This window comes from Anaerococcus sp., from assembly GCF_030825785.1.
GTDB lineage: Bacteria > Bacillota > Clostridia > Tissierellales > Peptoniphilaceae > Anaerococcus.
The window spans coordinates 1-21,504 of record NZ_JAPJPG010000011.1; the positions used below are offsets into that span (position 1 = coordinate 1).

Sequence of the window (21,504 nt, forward strand, 5' to 3'; positions counted from 1 at the left end):
CAATTATACTTGTGAATGTACTTAAGAACAGGATAATAGAAGCAATAAAAACAAATATTGATTCGTACTTAATCATAATTTTATTTTTGCTGTCCAATAATTTATTAGATATTAAATACATAACAATCATTAGACTCCAAAAAATAGCATTATTATCAGCTAAATAAATGGATATAGCTGATAATATAAGGAAAAATACAACCAAAGTTTTATAGTATTTTTTCGACATAATTCCCTCCAATATACTGATCGAATATAATATACAAAATTATCCTACATCTCTTAGATCAGTTTCTACCCGTTATTATATTTGTTAAATCGTGAGTTTTGCTTATATTAGCTTTATAATATTTGTATAAATGGAATTTATGTTTTTAGATATTGATTAGAGTATAAATATATAAATTTTACAAGAGTTTTTTTCGGACAAATTAATCTTGGTTTAACTTTGAAGAAGACCACTATAATTAACGAGTTTTAAGTGTTAGTATTAGAAAGGTTGTTAGTACTTTGATTTAAAACTTAAGGATACAAGTTTTGAAATCATGAAGACTATGGGGAGTCCAGGATGTTATTTAAAAATAAAAGATTTAAACCATATGATAATCTGAAGGATTTAAGGAAAGATCTGGAGTAGAAAAAGTCTTGAAATGAGATTTAAAAAAGTTCAATGGCAGATTAATAGTATTTGATATTAGGGAGAAAATAGACAAGAAAAAGAGGACATTTAAGTCCTCTTGGATTTAAGTGCAAAGATTGCCCATTAGACGATTTAAAGATTCGAATAAAGGACTATTTATTTTCCTTCTTCTGACACTCAGGGCAAATTCCTGTGAACTCGAAGTTGTGGCCGTTTATTAGAAAGCCTGTTTCTTTTTCTATCTTTTCTTCTAGAAAATGGACTGGGCAGTTTTCTATGATGAACTTCTTCTTGCAAGACGTGCAGGTTATGAAGTGCTTGTGCTCATCGTTATTTAGCTGATAGTAACTAATGCTATCGACATTGGTTGTCTTTAAAAGAATTTCTGCTTCTTCAAGAGTGTTTAGGTTTCTGTAGATTGTAGATAGGTCAAGTTTGGTCTTATACTTTATTGTTGCGTAAATTTCCTCGGCAGAAATGGGGTTTTCTTCCTTGGCGATTGTTTCTAATATTAACTTTCTTTGCTTGGTAATCCTTAGGCCCTTGTCCTTAAGAATATTTTCTATTTTCAAATTCTCACCTCTCTTCCATTATACTTTTATTTGACAGATAAAGAAATAATAATATAATCATACATGCAAACTGGTTGCAAAAAGAAAAGGAGTTTTAAATGAAAGTTAAAAATATAATTGCAGTTTTAGCCCTAAGTGCAGTCCTTGCTGCTTGTGGCAACAATGCTCAAGAAAATGCAAAGACTGATTCTAACGAAACAAAAGCAGAGATCGACGTTAACGAAGATAGCAAAGACCAAGCTAAGTCTAACGAAGATAAGAAGGATTCATCTTCTGATGAAGCTAATGAAGAAAATGTAATATATGCTTCATTTTTCCCAATCTATAACCTTACTAAGCAAATCGCAGGAGATAAGTTTGAGGTAAAATCTTTTACAAATCTAAAGACAGAAAGTCATGGATTTGAGCCTTCTGCAAAGGAAATTGCAGAATTATCTACTTCAAAACTTATGTTTGTAAATGGTGCTGGTATGGAAGAGTGGGAAGAAGCCGTAAAAAACACAGTAGATATTGATATTGTAAATACAAGCGAGGGAATCGACCTTATTAAGGCAAGCGAAGATGATCACGATCATGACCATGAAGACGCAGACCACGACCATGACCACGAGGATGCAGAACACGACCATGATCATGAAGATGCTGACCACGATCACGATCATGAAGAAGGTGAGGAAGGTCATGAACATCACCACCACCACGGTGAGTTTGATCCACACATATGGCTAGATCCAGCCAATGGTAAGGCACAAGCTAAGGTAATAGCTGATAAGCTTTCAGAAGTAGATCCTGCCAATAAGGATTATTACATGGCAAATTACGAAAAGATTGCAAAAGAACTTGATGATATAGTGGCTGAATACAAGGATAAGTTTAAAAATGTAGATAACAAGAAGTTTATTGTTCCTCACCAAGCTTTCGGTTACCTTGCTCGTGAGTTTGACCTAGAGCAAATCCCACTTAACTCCCTAACATCTACTGGAGAAGCTGATGCTAAGGTTCTTAAGGAAGTATCTGACCTAGCTAAGGCTGAAAAAATTAAGACAGTCTTCTACGAGATGGGAGGATCTGATAAGGAAGCAAAGACCCTAGCAGATGAAATCGGTGCTGAGGCTAAGCCAATCAACACACTTGAGTTTGCAACTGACGAAGAGCTTTCTTCAAACAAGACCTACCAAGAAATGATCAAGGAAAACCTAGAAGCAATCTACGATTCTCTATCATAGGAGAAAAAAGATTTTACAAAGACTATAAAAAATAAAGAGCCTAGGGGTATAATTAAGTATATGAAATTACTAGAAATTAAAAACTTAAAGTTTGGATATGAAGAAAATTTAATACTAAATGATATCAACCTAGAGCTCGATAAGGGTGACTTCCTTGCTATAAGCGGAGAGAATGGTTCAGGAAAGTCGACTCTAATCAAGCTAATCCTAAAGGCTATCAAGAAGGATGCTGGAGAGATTAATATCTTGGGTAAGCCTATAGAAGACTTCGTTGACTTCGAAAAGATCGGCTACGTTCCTCAGGTAAATGACTCGGCAAAGATTGCCTTTCCAGTAACTTGCAAGGAATATGTAAGTCTGGGCCTTTATAAGGAGTTTAATTTCTTAAATATGGCTACAAGGAAGGTAAGGCTTAAGACAGAAAATATCTTCGAATCCCTGTCTATTGAAGACTTGATGGATAGACCCTTCAACAAGCTTTCTGGAGGTCAGCAACAAAGGGTCATGATTGCAAGAGCCCTTGTTTCGACACCAGAAATATTAATCTTAGATGAGCCAACTGTAGGAATTGACGCAAGGCATAAGGAAGATTTCCTAAAACTCTTGCTTCGTTTAAACCAAGATCATGGGATAAGTATCCTAATTATAAGTCATGAGATGGATCTTATTAAGGAATTTGTAACAAGGACAGTAGTTCTTAAGGAAGGGAGGCTAATTAATGCTTAAGTATGATTTTATGTTAAGAGCCCTCCTTGCGGGAGCTATGCTTGCAATAATAATTCCTATGATTGGTGTGGTAATGATAAACAGAAGGACCTCTATGATAGGGGATGCCCTAAGCCATTCCTCCCTTTCTGGTGTGGCTATCGGTTTAATCCTTGGTGTCAATCCCTTGTGGACTTCTTTAATAATATGTGTACTCGCAAGTTTTGCGATTGAGATTATTAGAAGAAGGTTCGACCAATATGGAGATATGGCGACAGCTATAGTGATGAGTGCAGGAATTGGTCTTGCGGCTGTTCTTTCAGACTTCACTCCCGGGGGAACTAGTTTTGAATCTTTCATGTTCGGTTCAATTACGACTGTAGGAAAGGATGACCTTATTCTTATTGGGATTATATTTGTTGTAGTGCTTGTAGTTTCCCTCTATTTTTATAATGCCCTCCTATATAATTCCATAAATCCAATGATGAGTAGGCTTTCTGGAGTAAGGACTGAGCTTGTGGATTCCTTCTTCACCTTGATTACTGCTATAACAGTTGCGATTTCCGCAAAGACGGTAGGTGCCTTGATGATAACCTCCCTTATGGTAATACCGGTTGCGACTTCCCTTCTTCTTAGCAAATCCTACAAGTCATCATATATCCTTTCTATAATCTTATCCCTCCTATTTATGATCTCAGGTATAAGCCTTAGTTTCTATAAGGGAGTAAAGCCAGGTGGAGCCATAGTCCTAATAGCTATTGGGTTTTTGATAATAGTTACTATTGTTAGTCTTATTAGAAAAAAGATTATGGTTAAGAAATAGCTTTAAGTATAATTTAGAAGCTAATAAAATTGTCATAATTTAGTAATTAAAATACAGGCAGGCTAGGGCCTGCTTTTTTTGTAGGTATTTTTGTCGTAAAAAGAAAAGGGACTTTATAGTATAGTGTATATATAAGGAAGGTATTATGAAAATTATTATATCACCAGCAAAAAGATTCAAACATTTTGAAAATAGAAAGACAGATGATATTTTATTTGAAGAGAAAACTAGAGCTCTTGTAGAAAGGATTCAAAAGCTTAGCTTAAATGAAATAGGAAATCTCAACCAGACCAATGATGAGCTAACCGAGAAGGCTTATTTTGATTATAAGGAATTTGACTTTGATCATTTGGACAATCCCGCTCTATTTTCCTATGATGGTTTAGTTTTCAAGCAATTTTCGGAGGAGGACTTTAATGATCCAGCCTACTTAAATGACCATGTCTATATAATCTCTGCCCTCTATGGAGCCCTTAAGCCATATTCAGGCATTAGGGATTATAGACTCTATTTTGATAACAAGATGATCGATCTCTATGATTTTTGGAAGGATGATATCTACAAGGAAGTCTTCAGGGATGGTGAGCTTGTGATTAATCTTGCTAGCAAGGAATATTCTAAAACTATCAGGCCATATCTTAAGGAAGAAGACCAATTTATTACTATAGATTTTAAGGATGAGAAAAATGGAAAGCTTAGATCAATCGTCGCTTGGACTAAACAGATGAGGGGGAAATTTCTCAAGGAGATTATTAGCAATAAGATAGAAGACTCAGAAGAGATCAAGAAGATTGAAATCGACGGATACATATTCGATCCTTATTTGTCCACCGGAGATAATTTCGTATTTATAAGGAGAAAGTCGTGAGACTCCTCCACCTATCAGACCTACATCTAGGAAAAAATATCGGTTCGTATTCCCTAATAGAAGAGCAAGGCTTTGCCCTAGCAGAGCTTATCAAAATTATAAAAGAGGAAGATGTCGATATAGTTATGATCGCAGGAGATATCTTCGATACGATTATTCCAAGTGCCGAGGCCATGGATCTTTATTCTAACTTTATAGAAGAGATAGTCTTTGATTTAGGAAAGAAGGTCCTAGCTGTTTCTGGCAATCATGATTCTTCAAAGAGACTTGATATCAACAAGAGATTCTACAGGTCCAATAATTACTATCTAGTAAGCGAATATGACAAAAACCCTATTAGTTTTGAGGATGATTTTGGGAAAGTTAACTTCTATCTCATTCCCTTTATTTCCATAAATAAGGCGAAAACAATCTTTGATTCATCTATAGATAATTTCACCGATGTCTATAAATACGCCTTAGAAGCTATTGACTATAGAGATAGGAATGTGCTTATCACTCATTGCTACGCTTCAAATATGAGTTCATTTGACAAAGAAGTTTATGACGAAGGGCAAAAGCCTCTTACTATCGGAGGAACTGACGCCATGGATGCAAGTTTATTTGAAGACTTCGACTATGTAGCCCTGGGCCATCTTCATAGGGCTCACTACGTCTTAGACCCTAAGATCAGATATTCAGGGACCTTTATGAAATATTCCTTCGATGAGGAAAATCTTACAAAAACTGTAAGTCTAGTCGACCTTAAAGATAAGGCAGAAATAAGAAAAATCGAAATCCCCTTCTTGAGGGACTTTGTTACAAAAAGGGGAATGTTTGAAGAAATTTTAAAGGAAGAAAGGTCAGAGGATTATATAAAATTTATACTAGAAGATTCCTATATTCATGAAAATGCCATGGCAAGGTTAAAGGAGAAATTCCCTAGGGCTGTCTCAATCACTTACGCCAACAAGGCTGTATTTGAGAGGGAAGATAGTTACGATGTGGACATAGATAAAAAAAATTTGCTAGAGCTTTTTGCAGAATTTTATCACTTCAAGATGGATGAAGACCTTAGACAAAAAGACACCCAACTTATACAAAGGATAGGCTTATGCGACCAAGAAGACTGAAAATGAGAGGTTTTATAACCTACAAGGAAGAGGTCGATATAGATTTTACGACTCTTTTTGAGAAAAAAATATTTTTAATATCTGGGGCGACCGGATCAGGTAAGACCAGCATTTTTGATGCAATAAATTTCGCCTTGTATGGGAAGGTAGCAAGAGACATATCCGCTGATAAATTGAGGTGCGACTTTTTATCAGAAGAAGATCCTTACACCTACGTATCTCTTGACTTTGAAGTAGGAGATAAGACCTATAGGATAGAAAGAATCCCAAGACAGGTCGCAAAAAAGACTAAAATCGGTCAAAATATAGGAAATGCTGTAAGTTTATATGATATTACTGACGGTGTGACTCTTCTAAGCGAGAAGAAAACCGAGACAGATGAGATGATTAAAAACATTATAGGTCTCGATGACAAGCAATTCTCTAAGGTAATGCTACTTGCCCAGGGGAAATTCCAGGAGTTTCTATCTGCCAAGTCCACCGACAAGGCCAAGCTTTTGGGAGATATATTTAAGACCTATGAATACAAGAAATTCCAGGACCAAATTAAGGACATGGCCAAAGATAGTATCCAAAAGATGGAATACATAGATAATGATCTGGAAAATATCATCTCCTATAATGAAGAAATATCCGGACTAATAGATAGGGACTCTATTATAACCCACGATTTTACTGAAATAGAGAAAGTCATAGAGGATAAAAAATTAGTATATAAAAATAAAACAGCCCTCCTTAAGGAAAGTGAATCTACTATTGATAAGGCTATAAAATCTGACATAAGAGATCTTCAAAAGGCTGAATTAGATAATACAAATATAGGAAAATACCAGGAAATAGAAAAAAATCTGAGTGCAGAAAGAGAAAAAGAAAGCGAATACAAAAAGCTAAGAGATTTAATAAGAAAATCAGAGCTCGCAAATAATATTTCTATCTTTGAGAAAAACTACCAAGATGCCCTTACAGATATCGATAAAAATAAGGTTAATCTCGAAATTTTGAAAAAAGATGAGAAAACTGCTCTTAAAACAAAAGAAGAAGTAAGGGGAAAGTACGAAAAGCTTGCCGAGGATAGATTAAAGCTTGATAAGCTAAAAAGAAAAGCAGAAGATGTAGAAAATACTATCCTTTCCTTGGAGAAGTTTAAGGAAGCTGAAATAGCCTACAAATCAATAGAAGAGAGGACAAAGCTACTAGATCAAACTCAAAATGAAAGAGGAAGTCTAGAAAAAGATTTGGCAAAAGAGAGAGAGCTATTTGATCTAAATAACGAATTTTTGGGAGAAATAACTGAAAAGGGAAGGTCTGAGAGTAAGAATCTATCAAATCTTATAGAAAATATCAGAAAAGAAGAGGAAGACTTAAAAAAGCTAAGGGAGATAAAAAGCTACGAAGAAAGTCTCCTATCCTTAACCAAAGAAAAGGATAAGCTTGAATCCTCTGAGCTAAAGGCCAAGGAGAATGAAGATTTACTTATAATCAACAAGCTTATCGATAGGACAAACGAAGAGGGGATATGTCCGGTATGTGGAAGTAGGCATGATGAGGCAATAGGAAAGCACCCAATAGAGGACTACGACCTTGACAAATTAAGAAAGAGTCTAATAAGTAGTAAGGAAGCTATCAAACTTCGACAAGATCAAGTCGAAAAAATAAGAAAAGAGATAGTTTCTGATAAAAATATAAACGAGCTTGAGAAAATCCTTACAGAAAATTACAAGAGAAAAGATGAAATTGAGAAAAATATAGAAGCCTTGAGAGAAAATTACAAGAAAAAAAGCCAAGATAAGATAGACTTTAAGAAAAAACTCGATAAAATCTACCGCGACCTAGAAGTAAAAAAGAAAAAAGAAGATGGGCTAAAAAGGGATGCTCAAGATAATAAAGAAATTGAGATAGCTTACCTAAGCCAAAAGGATAAGATGAAAGACTTATCCAAAGAAAGTCTAGTAGATGAGAAAAAAATCCTAGATAAAGAAATATTAGACTTGGATAAGGATATTACTGAAGTTAACAGGAACTATCAAAATGCAGAGCTTAAGATTAAGGAAATTCAAACAAAGATAGAAAACATCAAGGAAAATATAAAAGACCTTGACCTAAAAAGAGACAAGTACAAGGAAGAATTTGATAAAAAGCTAGAAGAAAATTTTGATAATATCGCTTCTTACAAGGAAGCTCTAGAAAATTATTTTGGATTAGCTGGTAAAAAAGAAGGAATGGAAGAATTTTTCAATAATTTGGAAAAACTTATGATAAGCGAGGAGAACTTTGCTTCTTACAAGGATATGGATGTAATGGACCTCGATAAATTAAGAGGGAAAATTAAGTCAAAGGAAGATGAGAGAGACATAATAAGGAATCAAAAATCAGAGATCCACACTAGACTTGATAATTTCTCTAAAGTAATAGCTAGGCTTAAGCTTTTGAGGAAAGATTATGAGATGAATATGAAAGAAAATGAATCTCTTGCCAGACTTTCCAAGGTGGCGGATGGGTCTTTCGGCAAGGTAAAGGGCAGGGAGAAAATCGACTTTGAGACCTTCGTCCTAACCTATTATTTCGATAAGGTCCTTAAGCTTGCCAATATGAGGCTTTTGGATATGACTGACAATCAATTCTCCATGGTAAGAAAGTCCGATACGACAGATCAAAGATCAAAGACAGGTCTTGATATAGAAATCCTCGATGCCAATACTGGAAAGATGCGTCCGGTATCTACTCTTTCTGGGGGTGAGAGCTTCCTAGCAAGTCTTTCCCTAGCCCTCGGCCTATCTGACGAGATCAGTATGGAAAATGGGGGAGTAAGGATTGATACTCTCTTTATAGATGAAGGCTTTGGAAGTCTATCCAAGGATTATCTAGAAAATGCAATTTCTGCTATTGAAAAGCTCGCCTATGAGGATAAATTTATTGGGCTTATATCCCATGTGGATGAATTAAAAGAAGCAATCGATGCGAAGATTTTGGTTTCATATGAGGCAAGTGAAGGATCAAAGGTGGAGGTTAAACCGTGATAGAGACAATTATTTCAAGATATCCTAGAGAGATGTCTACCTATATCTACAGTAAAATTGAAGAAGATTTAAATAATGGCAAGAAGGCTCTTTTGATAGTGCCAGAGCAATACACCCTCCAGACGGATATTAATTTTCTTAAAAATATCTCCTTTGAGGCGGTAATGGATGCCAAGGTATTAAGTTTCTCCTCTCTTAAAAGCTATATTGGGGAAAAAATTGGTCAGGCAAATGAGAAATTCCTTACGAAAAACGGAAAGATTATCCTAATTTCCAATATCCTCCAAGATATGAATGATAAGCTAAGTTTATTTCAAAATAAATATTCCAATATAGAGTTTGTGAACAATATTTCTTCTTTAATATCATCTATTAAGGACAATGCCTTCGATGAAGACTTCTTTAAGAAAATCGAAGAGAGTGATGATCCTATTACGAGGATTAAATTTAAAGAAGTAAAGATGATCTACGATGCCTACGAGAAGGAGATTTCTGGCAAATTCATAGACTCTGAGGATAGCCTATCTTATATTATAGAAAGACTTCCTAACTGTGACTTCCTAGCTGATACAGTATTTTACTTTGATAAGTTCGATAGCCTATCAGACCTTAAGCTTTCCTTTGTCGAGGGGCTTATAAATAGGGGAAATGAAGTTTTCTTTAGCCTAAATCTCGATACAGAATTTATTAATAGCAAGGTTTTTTCTGACTTGGAGTTTTTCGACTCTACCAATAGACTCTACAGAAAGTTAAATGAAATAACTAAGACTCACGATACAGTCCTTGATAATACAAGCCTTGCGAAAGAAGATATAGCCCATCTTGCTAGAAACTTCGAGAGATTTAATCCTAAGAAATTTGGAGGAAGGCCTAATAATATTCGTTTCCTTGAAAATCCATCTACTAAGACAGAGGTTGAAAATACTGCAAGAATTATAAATTATCTAGTAAAAGAAAATAGCTACCGCTACAAGGACCTTGCTATTTATATTTCTAGTGAGGAAGAATATAAGAATGAAATCGTAAAGGTCTTCAACAGGTACAACCTGCCTATCTTTTTAGATTCTGATAGGAAGCTTATAGACAATCACATAGTAAAGACATTTTTGGCTATTTTAAGACTTGTGATTTATAATTTTAACAGTCAAGACTTAAGCTATTTCCTAAGGTCTGGTCTATTTAGCTTCTCAGAAAACTTTGAGGAAAAGGCCATAATTCTTGAAAATTATATCAAAAATAGGAAGATTAAGGGCAAGATGTTTTTTGAGGACAAATATTTTGCCTATGATGAAGATTTCTACAAAAATCTCTACGAGAATGATCCCAAAAGAGAAGAGAAACTAAGAGCAAAGGCTTATGAATATCAAGTTATAAATGAGCTAAGAGATAGGATTTTGGACCTTCTTAATCCTCTTTTAGAGCTAAAAGAAGAAAAGACGAGGAATCTTTGTATAGGAATCTTTAATATTATAGATGATAAAGATATAAGAAGGGGAATCGCTAGCTTCCAGGAAATCTTAAAAGAAAGCGGAAGGCTTGATGAATACAAGGAAAACGACCAAGTCTGGGATGAGTTTGTAGAAATACTTGAAGAGATTGTAGATCTTATGGGAGAAAGGAGTTCGAGCCTTAGGAAGGTTTATTCCTTGATTGAAGCTACATGTAAGGACATCAATGTAGGAATTATCCCACCTACTAAAGACCACATCGAAATAACAAGCTTTGCTAGGGCAAGGATTGCCGATAGGGGAGTAAACTTTGCCCTAGGCCTCAATGATGTTTTCTTTCCTTCAACTAATAGGGAAGACCTCATTGTAGGCAAGGGAGAAAAGGATAAACTTAGGGCCTTGGATCTTGACCTAAAGATTTTCGATGAAGACTTCGAAGAGCGTGAGAAGCTAGTTTTTTATAAGCTAATTACCATATCAGACAAGCTCTTCTTATCGTATTCCCTTGCCAATAGGAAAAGTGAAGCGATCAATAAATCAATCATCCTAAATTCTATTATGAATATCTTCTCTGATAGGGAAGGGAAGACTTACGGGATGGTTTATGGCAATGACTTGGGTCTTTCCATAGAGAAATTTTCCTACAAGACTATGGAAGTAAGAGCTCTAAGAAGTATCAGACAGATGATGAGAAATGAGAATGTAGATGAAAATGATAGGGAAATTGCTAGGGCCTTTATCAAATATCTTAAGGAAAATGATTCATATGAGTTAATAGAAAAGGGCCTAAACTTTACTAATGATAAGAAAAATCTTAGAGAAGACTTGTCAGGTTCTTTATATAAGAAAAACCACTTCAATGTAAGCGAGATCGAAAGCTACTCCAGGTGTCCTTACAAGTATTTCGTAAACTATGGCCTAAGGCCAAATATCGGCGAAAGCTATGAAGTAGACCATATGGAAGTGGGTAATATTGTCCACAAGCTCTTCGAAGATATTTCTAGAAACTTATCAGAAAAAAACATAGAAGAGCTCAAGGCAAGTGATCTTGAAGATATATTGATAGAAAACTTCAAGGAAGCCACCCTTAGAAATCTTGACAAGACTAGAAGAGAAGATCCTAGGAATAAATTTATCCTAAACAATGTCCTAAATTCTGCTAAGAGAAATTCAGAAAAGTTAATCGACCAGGTAAAAAGCGGGGACTTCAAAATCTACGCTGTAGAAAAAGACTTTGGTTACGAAAATGAAGACAATCTACCAAAAGTCTATGTTGACGATAAAAATTATCTGAGGGGAAGGATCGATAGGATCGATAAGGCTGGCAATTTCGTAAGGATTATCGACTATAAGACAGGAAAGAAAACCTTCAAGATAATAAATCTCCTAAACGGCCTAGACCTCCAGCTTTTAGTCTATATGATGTCGGCTACAGAAAACGAGAAGGACCTCATGATTCCCGTAGGATCCTTCTACATGCCCCTATATGATGAGATGGAGTCTGTAAATAGCGAAGGATATTCTAAAGAAACTTTAGAAAAGGCTATGAATGATAAGTTCAGAATAAATGGCCTTATAGTTAAAATTAACGAAGAAATCTTTAAGATAATAGATAAAAATGCAGAAAGTCCAAAGGATTCTAGTATACTTGATTACAAAAACTCAGATGTCCTTAGCCCTGAGGAAGTGATAAAGCTTGAGCAATTTACTAAAAATCTTGTGGGAAGCTTTATAAAAAATATCAAAGAAGGAGATATTAGCCTTAGACCTTTGGCCTATGATTCGAATAGGAATGAGTGCCAGTATTGCGACTTTAAGGGAATATGTAAGTTCGATGAGACTATCGACCAGCTTCGTTACAGGAATTTTGATAAGGATAAGACAATAGAGGACTTGGGAGGTGAAGATGACTAAGATGGAATTTAGCAAAGACCAGAAGGCTGCTATAGAAACTAGGGGTAAAAATATTATAGTTTCGGCTGCGGCAGGATCTGGTAAGACGAGCGTTCTCGTAACGAGGATTATCCGCCTTCTTATAGAAGATAGGAAGGATATAGGAAGTTTTATTATAGTTACCTTTACCAACAAGGCCTCAGTCGAGATGAAAGATAGGATAAGGACTGCCCTTGAAGAAGAGCTAAAGAAAAAGGGAAGTGATCTTAAGTTTATCAAAGACCAACTCAAAAACTTAAAGCATGCCCAAATCAAAACCCTCCACTCCTTCTGTGCGGATATGCTAAGAGAAAACTTCTATTATTTCGACGACCTATCTCCAAATTTCAAGGTTATTAACGAAAATACGTCGACAATATTAAAATCTACTGCAATCGATGAGGTCTTTGACAAAAGATATGAGAAGATGGATACCTCCTTTGAGAACTTCCTCCACAACTTCGCTAGCAATAAATCCGATAGCGGGGCAAAAGATATCATCTTAAAGACTTACGAGAAAATCATGGCTGAAGTAAGGCCAATTGCTTGGCTAGATCAGGCGACTTCGGAAGGCTTTAAGCTTGATAAGTTTAAGGAAACTGTAAGAAGCGAAATAGATCAAATCCTAGACTTAGCTAGGACCAACTACGACTTTACCATGGGCCAGGCTATGCGTGATAAGCACCAAGAGCTAATCTTCGATGATTTTTCAAAGATAAATGACCTTACTATTTTACTTGATAAGGATTGGGATAAGTTTATAAGACAAATTTCTAAGGTTAAATTTGGAAGAATATCTAAGTCCAAGAAGGATGTCGAAGAAGACTATAGCTTCATCAAAGATACGAGAGATTTATATAAGGAAGATATCAAAAATGTAGCTAAGTTTGTGACAAATACAGATAGCCTAACCATGGAGCTTTTTGCCAAGAAGGAAGAGGACCTTCTTTCTGAAATCAATGTCTTGGTTAAGGACTTCATGAAAGTATATCAGAGACTAAAAGAAGAAAAGGCCTATCTCGACTTTTCTGATATGGAGCATAAGTTTATCGACCTGATCGATATAGTAGAAGCTAGAAATAAGCTTAGACAAACTTACAAATATATATTCTTTGACGAATATCAAGACTCAAACGAAATTCAAAATTACATTATAGAAAAGCTTAAGGGAGAAGATAATCTATTTTTTGTAGGAGATGTCAAGCAGTCCATCTATGGCTTTAGGAGGGCTGAGCCAAAACTTTTCCTAGAAAAACTAGAAACCTACGAGAAAGATGATAAGTCAGTTAGGATTGACCTTAACAAGAACTTTAGGTCACAAAAGGAAGTCTTAGACTTTGATAACTTTATCTTCGATAGGCTAATGACTAAGGAAGAAAGCGACATCGACTATAGAGATGGCGGCCACAGACTCAACTTCAACAAGAATGAGCAAAGTGCTTACGAGAGAGCTAATATAAAGGTGATTGATAACAAAATCCGTGAGGAAGATTATCTAGTCAAACTTATCGAAGAAATCAGGACTATGGGCTACGAATATCGTGACATAGCGATTCTTTTAAGAAGCGGAGGAAAGTCCTATGTCTACGAAGAAGCCTTTAAGAAGGCGGAGATTCCTTTCTTTAACGATATAAGCAAGGTTTCCTTTAGGGCTGTTGAAGTTACATTTTTCATCAATCTCTTAAAATATCTTGCCAATCCAAAAGATGACCTAACTCTTTTGTCTATACTTAGGTCTGAAATCTTCGATTTTGATGAAGATGATTTGGTTGAAATTAGATTAAGCTCTGATTCATATTCCTTCACTAAAGCCTTTGATGAATATGACAAAGATGATACGATTGTAGAGAAAGTTAATGACTTTAAGACGGTTTTTACCGACTTAAGCTATAGCAAAAACCTCCTTTCCCTTTACGAATTTGCTAATTATGTCTTCGAAAAGACAGGATTTTATGAATATTTGCTGGCAAGAGATAGGGCAAGTGATAGGATAAATAATGTCGAAAGTTTTATAGATATAATGGATGAGTATGATAGGACTAATGACAATGGCCTATTTGGCTTTTTGGACTTTGTAGATTCACTTTCTATGAATCAATCGGACAATATCCAAACGACAAGAGAGCTTTCCGAGGCGGAAGATCTCGTTAGGATAATGACTATCCATAAGTCCAAGGGCTTGGAGTTTCCAGTAGTAATCCTTGCAGATTCTGGCAAAAGATTTAACAACAAGCACTTGCGTGAATCAATTGTCTTTGATGATGATCTAGGAATTGGGATCAATCTTTCTGATTATGAAAACAAATTGAGATTCTCGTCTCTTAGGAAAAACTTAATCAATGATAAAATCACTAAGGAAAATAAAAAAGAGGAGATGCGAATCCTTTATGTAGCCATGACTAGGGCAGAAGAGATGCTATTTATCACAGGCGAGAGAAATCTTAAGACAGTAGGAAGATTAAAGGGGAGAATAGACTTTCTCAATATGAATACCTACATGGATTGGATTCTTTCGATTCTTTCAAGAGATAAGGTCTCAGAAGAATTATTTGAAGACTATGAGACCAATGCTCTAGCAGGCCTAGCTTCCCTTGAAGTAATAGAAGAAAGTGATCCTATAGATAAGTTTGAGTCTAAGGATATTACAAACTTTCTTAAAAGTGAAGATGTAAATCAAGAAATTTATAATAAACTTAAAGAAATTTTCGATAGGCCATATCCTTATGAAGATCAAACTAGAGAATCTATAAAAAGATCTGTTACAGAAATAAGTAAGGACTTCGATCCTTCCCTTGACGGCTATAGACTTCCTAGCTATGGGGAAAACGAGCTTGTAGGAGACTTTAGGAAGGCGAAGTTTATGACAGAAGAAAAATCCTACAAGGCTACCGATAAGGGAACTATGATCCATAGAATCTTCCAAGCCCTAGACTTTAAGGACTATGATAAAGTAAGCCTAAAAGAAGAAGTCGATAGACTTGTTAGGGAAAAAAGGATTGAGGAAGATAGCTTGGACCTAGTAGAATTAGATAAAATCTTGGGATTTTTTGAAGACCCTTTTATCAAAGATATATCGCAAAAGGCTACAAATATCAGAAAAGAAGAGTCCTTTCTGATGACCTACGAGGACTATTATGTCAATGGACAGATAGATTTGTTATTTGAGATAGATCAAAAGGTAATCTTAATCGATTTTAAGACGGATAGAACAAAGAGGGAAAACTTATATAAGAAACAAATCCAAATTTATAGACAGGCTATAGAAAAATCTCTAGGAAAAAAGGTAGATACTTCCCTAATCTATTGGTATAACTTTAAGGAATTTACAAAAATCGAATAAGAACAAACTAAAAAACGACGAGAATAAAGCTTATCTAAGTTCCTTCTTCGTCGTTTTCATTTATTTATTCTTCTGTGATTATTTTTGTATCGTCATATTCGATATAGTTAAAGTAGTGGTCGATTTCGTTTAGGTCGGCGTTTTGATAGATTGTAGTCATCTCCTCATTCATTTCTCCTATGAGGGCTAGGATAAAGACACGGAGGGACTTTTGGCCGAAGAACTTATCCGATATATTCATCTTAGCTCTCCTTACAGCTCTGGAATGGGCGATTGTTTTTGCAAGGTCGACTCCAGTGATGGAACTCTTTTTAGTGATAAATCTTGAAAAGAAATCTAATAAATCTCTTAGGGTCTCTACCCTTCCTATAAGATATTTATAGGCGAAGTTTACCGGAAAGCCCTTGGTTTGGATGAGACTTTCGAAAAACTCTTTCTTTGATCCGTTTCTTTCAAGGATTATTGACTGAGTAACTGTATCAAAGACCTCATTTATCTCAGAAGCCGCATAGTCTAAAACAATATTAATTATATCATAGTCGGGATCGTTTATATTATCTATCATCTTCGTAACATACGAAGGTTGCTTCTCTTCACTAGTTGACCTATATTGGTATATATAATTAGCGAAGTCATAGAAAGTATGTCCCTTATCATCAATCGGCATGGCAAAGATCTTAGATGAAATCTTATCCATGGCAGTGATTACAAAGTGAGGGGTTAGGATTTTTTCGGCTTGATCAATGATTATATCGATTGCATCTTCTATATTCCTGGCCTTTATAAAAAGTATATTCATCAAGGCCTTGATCCTAAACTCGTACTCATAGTTTAAGTTACTTATTACGATCCTTCCTATATACTTGCTATAGATTGGGAAGTACTCAGCAATATTTGGAAAAACTATTTTATTCATATATCCCTGGTATGGAATGTCTATTCCTGTTTTTGATCTTAAATTATCTATGATTATTTTTTTATAATCCATATTATCAAAAAGCGGGTTGTTGGCCTGGATCCTAATATAGTTGTGAATTACCTCTTTAAGGCTAAGCTGGTTGGTCATGGTGTGAAGGATTGCATCTTTTACTATTTCCTCCTTGCCATTATAGTCAGTGAAGGAGAAATTATCTATAAGCTCAGTCGTGACAAAAACTTCAAAACCATTATCTGTAGAGGTCTTGTTATTAATTAGGATATGTCTTATAGGAAGGGGATAGGTTATGGTCGATCCTGTTTGGATATCATATATAGTATTTCCTATTTCGCTTGTGTATTTGGCTGTTCCATTTTCGTGAAGATGGCCTGTAAAGACAAACTTAACCCCACTGTCTGCAAGGATTTCTATAGGAGTTTTTCCATCTATCCTAGGATCTTTATCTTCAAACTTATCCCTCCATTCTTTTATGATAAAAGGTGAGAAGGCGAGTTCTTGATTTCTGAAGTTTGGAAGGAGGGCATGGTGGGCTACGACAATTACCATATCCTTTCTCTTCTTAGCTTCTTCAATTTTTTCTAGCATCCATTTAATCTCTTCTTTTGTAATAGATCCTGGAATATTCTCCCTGCCATCTCTATGTTTTTCTTCCCTATCAGCAGAGTAGATCGAAGTATCGAGCATTATTAGGCTAAGTCCATTTTTATCGAGATAGTCCTTTTTTATCCTTGCTACATAGGAAAAATATCCATGGGCGTAGTAGGAATATTTAACGTCTCTATTATATTTTTTGTTAACAAAATCTAAATAATTCTTAAAAATCTGGCTATCCCTATAAAACTCAAGTATGGAATCATCCTCATAGATAAAATCATAGATTTCTTCAAATTCTCTTGGATTAACATTTTTAGTCTTTTCATCATTTAAGAAGTCATAGGCCCTGTGGCAGTTGATGTCGTGGTTGCCTGGTGTAAGGAAAATTTTCCTCCTAGGATCCTTATTCTTCCAATCCCTTAAATAACCTGCGACTATCTTATGAGACTTATACTCTCCTTCTTTGACCATATCTCCAGGAAGAATCAAGTAGTTACTGCCTGCATTATCTACAATTTCTAGGGCACGCTTAAAAAGCCCCTCGCTTTCTACGACAAGCTTCCTTTCTACTTTAAGCTCCTTGATGAAACTTTCGCTAGGTCCCATTAGCTCATTTGCTAGAACATGGGGGTCGGATATAATCGATATATCAAAATCTTTTATAAAAATTTTTTCTCTTTCTTCATTAATATCTTTCATACTTCTATTATACTTAGAAGGGCTTAAATTACACTAATAAAAATTAGGTTTGCAAATTATAAAAAAGCAAAGTATACTAAAACAGTAGTATATAAGACCTTGATAAGAAAAGTACATATAAGTGAATTTTTTACAGAGAAAACCAGTAGCTGAGAAGGTTTGAAATTTTTATATGGAAGTGCATCTTTGAGTCTTGTGGCTGAATTTTTAGGCCATAACAGTGCGAGTGTTATATCGCAAATGAGATTTCTATTTTTATAGAAGTGAATTTAGGTGGAATCACGGCTAAGCTCGTCCTTTTTGAGGGACGGGCTTTTTATATGCTATAAATATATAGAAAATGAATATAGATAGAAGGAGAATATGAATTTATCTAAGAAAATCATCCTAGCTTCTTCACTAGTTTTACTTACTGCCTGTTCTACTTCAAGGGCAGAAGTAGAGAGAGATAAAAATTTAGTGAAAGAAGAGATCACAGATCAAAAGACAGAAGAAAATTTCCAAGAAGAAGAGATCATCGACTTTAATGATCCCAACTTTGATATAAAAAATGTAGATTATGATTCATGTTGTAAATAAAAGGAGATATTATGAAAAATAAGAAATTATTGGCTGCTTTACTTTTAGCTTCAATAAGCTTAACAGCTTGTGTGAAAAATGGGGAAGACGAAAAAAAAGAAACCAAGACCGAAACCAGCCAACAGGCAAATCAAGGAGAAAGTCTTGTAGACAAAGAACACAGTATAAAAGATGAGCCAAGGTATGGAAGTAAAATTAGAATTGGCTTTGACGGTGATCTTTGTATAGCAGGCCAAAATATAGCAGAAATTGAAGGCTACTACAAGGAAAAAGGACTTGATGTAGAATTCGTAAATACAAAACAAGGTAAAGATGCTCTAGGAACAGGCCAAATTGATGCAATGACAGGGGAGTTTGGGGGACTATTAGTTCCAGCAACCAAGGGACTTAACTATGTCTTCTCAACATCCAACCACTCAGGTTGTAAGTCACTTTATGTTCTAGATGAAAGTTCATATAAAGAAACTAAAGACTTGGAAAATGAAGCTGTTGCTGTAACAAATGGTATAGGTAACAGTGGACATAACACTCTTTTAAGATTCCTATCCCACGATGGAATAGATTCAGACAAGATTAGCGTTAAACCTGTAGATCCTTCTGCAGTAATCCAAGCTTTGGAAAGTGGGGAGATAAAAGGAGCAGTACTTGATGACCAATTCGCTCAAGAATTCTTACAAGCAGGAAAAATTAGACCTATAAGATCTCTTACAACAAATGATGATTTTAAGGAAGAAGTATGCTGTGTAACAGCCTTTAACAGAGATTTCGTTGAGCAAAACCCAATGATTGCTGAGCTTGTAGCAGAGCAAATCGTAAGGGGAAGCCACTACGTAGCTGATAATCCAGAAGATGCTTTAAAGAAACTTCAAGATAATAACCTAGCAGCAGGAGATCCTAAAGTTGCTACTGACCTATTAAAAACCTATGATTACAGCCTAGATAACGAAGATGGACTTGAAACAATTAGGGCTTACTTTGATGATTATAAGAAATTAGGTTTAATTGATGATAGCAAATCTACAGATGACTATATCAAAGAATACTGGATACCACTAGGAAATGGAGAAGTCGAAGTAGTTGAATAATAAGGAGATTTTATGCAAGATAGCAAATTTCTTAATGAAAATTTAAAAGAAAAGCTAACTGCAAAAGATTTAGAAAAACTTGAAAGTGGTGATGAAAAGCCTTCTATTATTGGGCTTTTCATTCCTCTAGTCTTTGCAGTCTTAGCTATTCTAGAATTTATATATGTTAAAAATTATGATCCAAATATAGAAATTACAAGGTTATATCCAACTTTTCTAATGATTCTAGGAGGAATTTACCTAATTTCCCTTCTAATATCATTAAAGTTTGAAAGGGTTAGGGACACTTTAAACCATTACTGGCCTTTATATACAGCGATTTTTGTAATATTTATTGTATTTGACTTGTTGACATTGAAATTTAATATATTACAATTGCCATATTTCCCATGGTTAGATAAGGTATTTAATTCAATGGCAGCTGATAAATCTTACTTATTAGAATCAGTAATATCATCGCTCAAACTCTTATTTACTGGTTATATTATAGGAGGACTCTTGGGAATAATTACAGGAATTCTTGCTGGTTACTTCGAGAAGGTTAACTATTGGATCGACCCAATCCTAAAACTACTTGGACCAATTCCTACAACAACTTGGCTTCCACTAGTTATGGTTCTTGCTATTAATTTATTCCAAGGAGCTGTATTTATCATAGCCTTGGGAGTTTGGTTTCAAGTAAGTCTTGCGACTATTACAGGAATTAGAAATGTAGATCCTTCATTTTATGAAGCAGCAAGGACTTTAGGAGCGACTAACAAGGACATGGTAAGAAGAATAGCAATACCATCTGCGATGCCAAATATCTTCCAAGGTCTAGTATCTGCGATGAGTGCAGCTTGTAACGCCCTAATCGTTGCTGAGATGATGGGAGTTGAGTCAGGTCTTGGCTGGTATATAACATGGAAGAGCTCTTGGGCAGATTACACTGCTATGTATGGAGCTATAATCCTACTAGCTGTAACCTTCGTTATAGTTAATATCCTAATCAAAAAGCTAAGCGATAGGGTACTAGTTTGGAAGAATGAGGGGGGAATATAATGACAGAATTAGTATTTGATAATGTAGGCAAATTATTTACAAGAGCTGACAAAAATGGCTTAACTCATGCCATATCAGATGTTAGCTTTAAAGCTAAGGAGAAAGAATTCGTATCCATAGTTGGTCCATCAGGTTGTGGTAAAAGTACAATGCTAAGACTTATAGCAGGTCTTATTGGACCAAGCTTTGGCGAAATCACCCTAGATGGAGAAAAAATCACAGAGCCAAGAAGCAACAGGGGCATGGTTTTTCAAAAACCAACCCTATTTCCTTGGCTAACCGTTAAGGAAAATGTGGCCTTTTCGGGAGATTTAGCCAAGAAAACTGATGATAAGATGGTAGAGAAATTAATAAATAAGGTAGGTCTTGAAGAGTTTAAGGAGGTCTACCCATCAGCTCTTTCAGGAGGAATGGCCCAAAGAGTATCCCTAATAAGAACTTTAATCAACAAGCCAGAAGTAATGCTTCTAGATGAGCCACTGGGAGCCCTTGATGCCTTTACTAGAATGAATATGCAAGATTTAATCCTTGACTTATGGAAAGAGGAAGAAAATCTAAACATAATGGTAACCCACGATGTTGACGAAGCTATATATATGTCAACTAAGGTCATAGTTATGCAGGCAAATCCAGGAAGGATTAAGAAAATAGTAGACATTGACCTCCCTTACCCAAGATCAAGGACAAGCAAGGAATTTACCGCTTATAGAAATGAAATAATGGAAGAATTAAATATTGATTAAAATCAACTCTCAGAGTATTTTCTGGGAGTTTTCTTATGCATAAAATAATTTGATAAATTGGTTACAATTAATTATATATATTATCTAATGCTAGTAGAAAAAATAAAAAGGTATTATTTAGAGAAGATTTTGTCAGTGGTGTA

At 35.2% G+C, this 21,504-nt stretch carries 15 protein-coding genes and 1 other annotated feature; of the genes, 12 read left to right on the top strand and 3 right to left on the bottom strand.

Going from position 1 to position 21,504, the window contains the following annotated elements; translation table 11 throughout:
- A partial coding sequence (locus RCH56_RS02765) for a hypothetical protein (protein ID WP_306483474.1) occupies positions 1-229 on the bottom strand: 229 nt, incomplete at its 3' end.
- A 563-nt stretch (positions 230-792) separates the two neighbouring features.
- Positions 793-1,212: a Fur family transcriptional regulator gene (locus RCH56_RS02770; protein WP_306483475.1), complete on the bottom strand. Its 420-nt coding sequence runs from the start codon at positions 1,210-1,212 to the stop codon at positions 793-795.
- A gap of 98 nt (positions 1,213-1,310) precedes the next feature.
- Here RCH56_RS02770 and RCH56_RS02775 point away from each other — a divergent pair, with 98 nt between their 5' ends.
- From RCH56_RS02775 to RCH56_RS02810, 8 genes are all read left to right on the top strand, one after another.
- On the top strand, positions 1,311-2,438 hold the full coding sequence (locus RCH56_RS02775) for a metal ABC transporter solute-binding protein, Zn/Mn family (protein ID WP_306483476.1): 1,128 nt from the start codon (positions 1,311-1,313) through the stop codon (positions 2,436-2,438).
- Between the two features lie 60 nt (positions 2,439-2,498).
- Entirely contained in the window at positions 2,499-3,164 is a 666-nt protein-coding gene (locus RCH56_RS02780) for a metal ABC transporter ATP-binding protein (RefSeq protein ID WP_306483477.1), read from the top strand.
- Entirely contained in the window at positions 3,157-3,966 is an 810-nt protein-coding gene (locus RCH56_RS02785) for a metal ABC transporter permease (RefSeq protein WP_306483478.1), read from the top strand. The genes RCH56_RS02780 and RCH56_RS02785 overlap by 8 nt, the downstream gene beginning before the upstream one ends.
- 145 nt (positions 3,967-4,111) lie before the next feature.
- Positions 4,112-4,834 (top strand): YaaA family protein, encoded by a 723-nt coding sequence (locus tag RCH56_RS02790; RefSeq protein ID WP_306483479.1) that lies wholly within the window; start codon positions 4,112-4,114, stop codon positions 4,832-4,834.
- A complete protein-coding gene (locus RCH56_RS02795; RefSeq protein ID WP_306483480.1) occupies positions 4,831-5,946 on the top strand; it encodes an exonuclease SbcCD subunit D in 1,116 nt (371 codons plus the stop codon). The genes RCH56_RS02790 and RCH56_RS02795 overlap by 4 nt, the downstream gene beginning before the upstream one ends.
- A 2-nt stretch (positions 5,947-5,948) precedes the next feature.
- On the top strand, positions 5,949-8,963 hold the full coding sequence (locus tag RCH56_RS02800) for an AAA family ATPase (protein ID WP_306483481.1): 3,015 nt from the start codon (positions 5,949-5,951) through the stop codon (positions 8,961-8,963).
- The gene (locus RCH56_RS02805; RefSeq protein ID WP_306483482.1) at positions 8,960-12,325 is read left to right on the top strand and encodes a PD-(D/E)XK nuclease family protein; all 3,366 of its coding nucleotides are present in this window, start codon (positions 8,960-8,962) and stop codon (positions 12,323-12,325) included. Before RCH56_RS02800 ends, RCH56_RS02805 begins: the two co-directional genes overlap by 4 nt.
- Positions 12,318-15,683 carry a UvrD-helicase domain-containing protein gene (locus RCH56_RS02810; protein ID WP_306483483.1) on the top strand — a complete coding sequence of 1,122 codons (3,366 nt, stop codon included), beginning with the start codon at positions 12,318-12,320 and terminating at the stop codon, positions 15,681-15,683. Before RCH56_RS02805 ends, RCH56_RS02810 begins: the two co-directional genes overlap by 8 nt.
- 64 nt (positions 15,684-15,747) lie before the next feature.
- On the opposite strand, the gene RCH56_RS02815 is transcribed toward RCH56_RS02810, so the two are convergent.
- Complete coding sequence (locus tag RCH56_RS02815) at positions 15,748-17,913, bottom strand: metallophosphoesterase (RefSeq protein WP_306483484.1); 2,166 nt, start codon at positions 17,911-17,913, stop codon at positions 15,748-15,750.
- 90 nt (positions 17,914-18,003) lie between these two features.
- Positions 18,004-18,215: a binding site (T-box leader), on the top strand.
- A 61-nt stretch (positions 18,216-18,276) separates the two neighbouring features.
- On the opposite strand from RCH56_RS02815, the gene RCH56_RS02820 reads away from it, so the two are divergent.
- The 4 genes from RCH56_RS02820 to RCH56_RS02835 are packed head-to-tail and all read left to right on the top strand — an operon-like array spanning position 18,277 to position 21,361.
- Positions 18,277-18,492, top strand: coding sequence for a hypothetical protein (locus RCH56_RS02820; RefSeq protein ID WP_306483485.1), 216 nt, complete (start codon positions 18,277-18,279; stop codon positions 18,490-18,492).
- 11 nt (positions 18,493-18,503) lie between these two features.
- The gene (locus RCH56_RS02825; protein WP_306483486.1) at positions 18,504-19,577 is read left to right on the top strand and encodes an ABC transporter substrate-binding protein; all 1,074 of its coding nucleotides are present in this window, start codon (positions 18,504-18,506) and stop codon (positions 19,575-19,577) included.
- 12 nt (positions 19,578-19,589) lie between these two features.
- Positions 19,590-20,618: an ABC transporter permease gene (locus tag RCH56_RS02830; RefSeq protein ID WP_306483487.1), complete on the top strand. Its 1,029-nt coding sequence runs from the start codon at positions 19,590-19,592 to the stop codon at positions 20,616-20,618.
- A complete protein-coding gene (locus tag RCH56_RS02835; RefSeq protein ID WP_306483488.1) occupies positions 20,618-21,361 on the top strand; it encodes an ABC transporter ATP-binding protein in 744 nt (247 codons plus the stop codon). The genes RCH56_RS02830 and RCH56_RS02835 overlap by 1 nt, the downstream gene beginning before the upstream one ends.
- Positions 21,362-21,504 lie beyond the last annotated feature (143 nt).

What these genes read in the sequence shown, in the direction of transcription:
- RCH56_RS02775 (WP_306483476.1), top strand. Translation starts at nt 1,311, where the DNA reads ATGAAAGTTAAAAATATAATTGCAGTTTTAGCCCTAAGTGCAGTCCTT.
- RCH56_RS02780 (WP_306483477.1), top strand. Translation starts at nt 2,499, where the DNA reads ATGAAATTACTAGAAATTAAAAACTTAAAGTTTGGATATGAAGAAAAT.
- RCH56_RS02785 (WP_306483478.1), top strand. Translation starts at nt 3,157, where the DNA reads ATGCTTAAGTATGATTTTATGTTAAGAGCCCTCCTTGCGGGAGCTATG.
- RCH56_RS02790 (WP_306483479.1), top strand. Translation starts at nt 4,112, where the DNA reads ATGAAAATTATTATATCACCAGCAAAAAGATTCAAACATTTTGAAAAT.
- RCH56_RS02800 (WP_306483481.1), top strand. Translation starts at nt 5,949, where the DNA reads ATGAGAGGTTTTATAACCTACAAGGAAGAGGTCGATATAGATTTTACG.
- RCH56_RS02810 (WP_306483483.1), top strand. Translation starts at nt 12,318, where the DNA reads ATGACTAAGATGGAATTTAGCAAAGACCAGAAGGCTGCTATAGAAACT.
- RCH56_RS02815 (WP_306483484.1), bottom strand. Translation starts at nt 17,913, where the DNA reads ATGAAAGATATTAATGAAGAAAGAGAAAAAATTTTTATAAAAGATTTT.
- RCH56_RS02820 (WP_306483485.1), top strand. Translation starts at nt 18,277, where the DNA reads ATGAATTTATCTAAGAAAATCATCCTAGCTTCTTCACTAGTTTTACTT.
- RCH56_RS02825 (WP_306483486.1), top strand. Translation starts at nt 18,504, where the DNA reads ATGAAAAATAAGAAATTATTGGCTGCTTTACTTTTAGCTTCAATAAGC.
- RCH56_RS02830 (WP_306483487.1), top strand. Translation starts at nt 19,590, where the DNA reads ATGCAAGATAGCAAATTTCTTAATGAAAATTTAAAAGAAAAGCTAACT.
- RCH56_RS02835 (WP_306483488.1), top strand. Translation starts at nt 20,618, where the DNA reads ATGACAGAATTAGTATTTGATAATGTAGGCAAATTATTTACAAGAGCT.